A 5,085-nucleotide genomic window follows, 5' to 3' on the forward strand; every position below is an offset into this window, starting at 1 on the left:
CTCCCCCCGCCTCCCCTCCCCCGTGCAGGAGCTCGCCGACGACCGCTTCACGCGTCGCGGCCTGCGCCTGCTGCTCAAGCGCGACGACCTGATCCACCCGGAGCTGATCGGCAACAAGTGGCGCAAACTCGCCCCGAACCTGCGCGCCGCGACCGGCCGGACGATCGTCACCTTCGGCGGCGCGTACTCCAACCACCTGCGGGCCACCGCTGCCGCCGGTCGCCTCCTCGGCCTGCGCACGGTCGGCGTGGTGCGGGGCCACGAGCTGGCCGGGCGGCCCCTCAACCCCTCCCTCGCCCGGTGCGCGGCCGACGGGATGCGACTGCACTTCGTCGACCGGACGACGTACCGGCGCAAGGCCGAGCCGGGGACGCTCGCGGCCCTGCTCCGTGCGGTCGGCGCCGAGGAGGCCCATGTCGTGCCCGAGGGCGGCAGCAACGCGCTCGCCGTGCGCGGCTGCCGTGCGCTCGGCAAGGAGCTCGGGGACCGGGCGGACGTCGTCGCCGTGGCCTGCGGCACCGGCGGAACCCTCGCCGGACTGGCCGCCGGGCTGCCCCCGGGCCGGCGCGCCCTGGGCATACCCGTGCTCAAGGGCGGCTTCCTGAGCGCCGACGTCCAGGCCCTGCAGGAACAGGCCTTCGGCGCCCGCCGCGGCACCTGGGCGCTCGACGATCGTTTCCACTTCGGCGGCTACGCCCGTACCACCCCCGAACTCGACACATTCGCCGAGGACTTCACCCGCCGCCACGGCGTCCCCGTCGAGCGCCTCTACGTCGCCAAGCTGCTGTACGGGCTGGTCACCCTGGCCGGGGAAGGCGCCTTCGCACGCGGGACGACGATCGCCGCGGTCGTGACGGGCCGCCCGTTCCCGGAACCGTCTTGATCCCGGTTTTCCGGTTTCCGGAACGACTCTGGTCCGCTTCCCGGCCCACCGAACGGCTCTGGTCCGCTTCCCGAAGCGGCCGGACCCGCGTACCTGTCACGCCTTGCCGCACGTGCGGCTCACGCGGCTTCCCGGTAGGCGGCCGCCTCCTCCAGGTCCAGTCGGCGCAGCAAGGTGCGCAGCATCTCGTCGTCGATGTAGCGGCCGTCCCGCAGCCGTACGAAGACGGCCCGCTCGGCGCCGATCATGTCGCGGGACAGACGGCGGTAGGTGTCGTCCACCGATTCGCCGGTGACGGGGTTGGTCTGGCCGAGGCGTTCCCAGACGGCGTTGCGACGGCGTTCCAGGACCGTGCGGAGCCGGTCGGCGAGCGGCGGCGGCAGGGCGTTGCGGTCGTCGGCGAGGAGCTCCTCCAGGAGCCGCTCGGCGGCCAGTGAGGCCTGCGCCTGGGCGTTCGCCTCGGCGAGCGTGGCGGCCTGCGCGTCGGGCCCGGGAAACTTCAGCACGCGGATCAGCGGCGGCAGGGTCAGGCCCTGCACCACCAGCGTCCCGATGACGGTGGTGAAGGTCAGGAAGAGGAGCAGGTTGCGCTGCGGGAAGGGCCCGCCGCCGTGCACCGTGACCGGGATGGAGAAGGCGATGGCCAGGGAGACCACCCCTCGCATGCCAGCCCACGCGGTGACCATCGCGCCTCTCCAGGTGGGGTTCTCCTCCCGTGCCCGGACCCTGCGGAACAGCAGCCGGGGCAGGAACGCCGCCGGGTACACCCACACAAACCGGGCCGCGACGACCACCAGGAAGACGGCGATCGCGTACCAGGCCGCCTCGGCGCCGGCGTACCTGTCGAGGCCCCGGAGGACGATCGGCAGCTGGAGGCCGATCAGGGCGAACACCGAGGACTCCAGGACGAACGCGACCATCTTCCACACCGCCTCCTCCTGGAGCCGGGTGGCGAAGTCGACCTCCCACGCGCGGTGCCCGAGGTAGAGGGCGACCGTGACGACGGCGAGCACCCCCGAGGCGCGCATCTGCTCGGCGACGGCGAAGGCGACGAACGGGATCAGCAGGGAGAGCGTGTTCTGCAGCAGCGCCTCCTTCAGGTGCGTGCGCAGCCAGTGCAGCGGCGCCATCAGCACCAGCCCGACGCCCACGCCGCCGAACGCCGCGACGAGGAACTCCTCCACACCCCCGGCCCAGGTCGCGCCCTCGCCGACGGCGGCGGCCAGGGCGACCTTGTAGGCGGTGATCGCGGTGGCGTCGTTGAGCAGGGACTCGCCCTGCAGGATCGTGGTGATCCGCGAGGGCAGTCCGACCCGGCGGGCCACCGCCGTCGCCGCGACCGCGTCCGGCGGCGCGACCACCGCGCCCAGCACCAGCGCCGCGGTCAGCGGCAGCCCCGGCACGATCAGGTACACGGCCCAGCCGACCGCGAAGGTCGCGAACAGCACGTAGCCGACCGAGAGCAGCGCCACCGGCCGCAGTTGCGCGCGCAGGTCGAGGTAGGAGCTGTCGATGGCCGACGTGTACAGCAGTGGCGGCAGCAGCAGCGGCAGGACGACCTTGGGGTCGAGGGTGTAGTCGGGCACTCCGGGGATGTAAGAGACCGCCAGCCCGGCGGCGACCAGCAGCAGCGGCGCCGGCACCGGGGTGCGCCGGGCGGCCCCGGCCACCGCGGCACTGCCCGCCACCAGCAACAGCAGCGGCATCACGTCCATCGTCCTCGCCCACCCATCGTCGTCCCGCCCGCTTTTTTCGCGCGGTCACCGCCGCGCCCGTCGTAACCTGGCAATCATGAAACAGTGCACGCACGCCGACGCGCTGCCGCATCCGGAGCCCGAGCCCCGCAGCGAGACGTGTCCGGAGTGCCTGGCGGAGGGTACGCACCCGGTGCAGCTGCGGCTGTGCCTGACCTGCGGCCACGTGGGGTGCTGCGACTCCTCGCCGCACCAGCATGCGACCAAGCACCACAAGGACACGGGGCACCCGGTGATGCGGACCTTCGAACCCGGCGAGGACTGGCGTTGGTGCTTCCTGGACCACGTGCTGGTATGACCGGTTTTTCGGACGGTTCGACCATCTGACGTCTGGGTACGTCAATCCGGCGCGCCCAGTTCCCATTTGGGCCCGCCGAACCCCTAGCCACGGAGCGTATCCGTAGGTTTACTATGAGTGACAGAAGGGGTCGGGGTCCCGGGACAGGAATGTCGAGAGCGCGGTAGCGTCACCGCTGAACCACCAATCGCGTGACCCGGGGGGCTTACCCTCGGCCCCGAGAAAGCTTGTACCACCTTGGAGGTGAGGGTGTCCCAGATCGCAGGCGAGCCCGCGGCGAACCAGGACTTCGTGGAAGTCCGGCTGCCGGCTGCGGGTGCCTACCTGTCGGTGCTGCGGACGGCCACGGCCGGCCTCGCGGCCCGTTTGGACTTCACCCTCGACGAGATCGAGGACCTGCGCATCGCGGTGGACGAGGCCTGCGCGATCCTGCTCCAGCAGGCCGTGCCCGGCTCGGTGCTCAGCTGTGTCTTCCGGCTGGTCGACGACTCGCTCGAGGTCACCGTCTCGGCACCCACCACGGACGGTCACGCCCCCTCGCGGGACACCTTCGCCTGGACCGTCCTGTCCGCCCTGGCGGGCAAGGTCTCCTCCGCCGTGGACGAGGACAAGACCGTTTCGATCAGCCTCTACAAACAGCGCGGCGCGGGACCCGGGCCGGCGTGAGGAACGGGGACGGGCCGGTGCGGGACGAAGAACGCGGCACACAGGAGCTGTCGGTCGAGGGCGGGCTTCCGCCCTGCTCGGACGGGGCCGGAGCCCGGGGCGAGGACGGCCCGGTCGGTCAGAGCGGCGCAGGCCGTCAGAACGGTCCGGGCGGTCAGGACGGTCCGGGGGAGCCCTCGCGCCCCGTGGTCGGCATCGACGGCATCCCCGAGCAGGCGAGGCCGCACCCCGATGACGAACCGCTTCCGTTCGGTCTGCCGGGCGAGGAGCGGCCGGAGCGGGACGACGCCGTGCAGGGCACGCCTCCGTCGGCGCGGAGCGGTGTCCCCACCGCCCATGGGGGTCCTCCCACTCGGCCCAGGCCGAGGCCGGGGGAGGAGGCGAGGGCTCGCGGAAGGGCAACGGGCGGGACGATGAGCGGGCACGAGCGAAACTCCGAGGACGACGCGCAGAGCGTGCAGGGCACGCAGCACGCCCCGCAGGACCGCAATGGCGCACGCGCGATGTTCGTCGAGCTGCGCACGCTGAAGGAGGGCAGCCCGCAGTACGCGGAGCTGCGCAACCAGCTGGTCCGCATGCACCTGCCGCTCGTCGAGCACCTCGCGCGTCGCTTCCGCAACCGCGGAGAGCCGCTGGACGACCTGACCCAGGTGGCCACCATCGGCCTGATCAAGTCGGTCGACCGGTTCGACCCGGACCGCGGCGTGGAGTTCTCGACCTACGCCACCCCGACGGTCGTCGGTGAGATCAAGCGGCACTTCAGGGACAAGGGCTGGGCGGTGCGGGTGCCGCGGCGGCTGCAGGAGCTGCGGCTCGCGCTCACCACGGCGACAGCCGAGCTGTCCCAGCTGCACGGCCGCTCCCCCACGGTGCACGAGCTCGCCGAGAAGCTGTCCATCTCCGAGGAGGAGGTCCTGGAGGGCCTGGAGTCGGCCAACGCCTACTCCACGCTGTCGCTGGACGTCCCCGACACCGACGACGAGTCCCCGGCGGTCGCTGACACCCTCGGCGCCGAGGACGAGGCGCTGGAGGGCGTGGAGTACCGCGAGTCGCTCAAGCCGCTGCTGGAGGACCTCCCGCCGCGCGAGAAGCGCATCCTGCTGCTCCGCTTCTTCGGCAACATGACCCAGTCGCAGATCGCACAGGAGGTAGGCATCTCCCAGATGCACGTCTCCCGTCTGCTGGCCCGCACCCTGGCCCAACTGCGGGAGAAGCTCCTGGTGGAGGAGTAACGGCCGAACAGGGGCCGCACGGCCACAGCCGCCGGCCCCTCCCGAGCCGGGCCCGACACGGCACTGCACGGCTGTCCGGCCCACCGGGCGCGGCCCGTGCCTCTTCTACTGCTGCCCGGCCCACCGGGCACGAACCGGGCCACTCCTGCCACTGCCGGCCCACTGGGCGCGGCCCAGGACCCCCTCGCTGCCGCCCGCCCGAGCAGGCGCGCCCCAGGGCTTCCCGCTGCTTGCTCGGTCCTCACGGGCGCG

Annotated in this window: 5 protein-coding genes; 4 read left to right on the forward strand and 1 reads right to left on the reverse strand. The window is 72.4% G+C overall.

The features are described 5' to 3' along the window. A partial coding sequence (locus BZY54_RS36430; protein ID WP_107419916.1) for a 1-aminocyclopropane-1-carboxylate deaminase/D-cysteine desulfhydrase occupies positions 1 to 883 on the forward strand: 883 nt, incomplete at its 5' end. Positions 884 to 1,002: 119 nt separating this feature from the next. Here BZY54_RS36430 and BZY54_RS36435 read toward each other — a convergent pair. Further along, entirely contained in the window at positions 1,003 to 2,598 is a 1,596-nt protein-coding gene (locus BZY54_RS36435) for a Na+/H+ antiporter (protein WP_086729593.1), read from the reverse strand. Between the two features lie 76 nt (positions 2,599 to 2,674). On the opposite strand from BZY54_RS36435, the gene BZY54_RS36440 reads away from it, so the two are divergent. The 3 genes from BZY54_RS36440 to BZY54_RS36450 all read left to right on the forward strand — a co-directional run bounded on the left by BZY54_RS36440 (position 2,675) and on the right by BZY54_RS36450 (position 4,833). Further along, on the forward strand, positions 2,675 to 2,935 hold the full coding sequence (locus tag BZY54_RS36440) for a UBP-type zinc finger domain-containing protein (RefSeq protein ID WP_086729594.1): 261 nt from the start codon (positions 2,675 to 2,677) through the stop codon (positions 2,933 to 2,935). A gap of 249 nt (positions 2,936 to 3,184) precedes the next feature. Next, positions 3,185 to 3,601, forward strand: coding sequence for an ATP-binding protein (locus tag BZY54_RS36445; RefSeq protein ID WP_009190566.1), 417 nt, complete (start codon positions 3,185 to 3,187; stop codon positions 3,599 to 3,601). 17 nt (positions 3,602 to 3,618) lie between these two features. Further along, entirely contained in the window at positions 3,619 to 4,833 is a 1,215-nt protein-coding gene (locus BZY54_RS36450; protein WP_086729595.1) for a SigB/SigF/SigG family RNA polymerase sigma factor, read from the forward strand. Positions 4,834 to 5,085 lie beyond the last annotated feature (252 nt).

It is taken from the genome of Streptomyces carpinensis, from assembly GCF_002154505.1.
Classification (GTDB): Bacteria; Actinomycetota; Actinomycetes; order Streptomycetales; family Streptomycetaceae; genus Streptomyces; species Streptomyces carpinensis.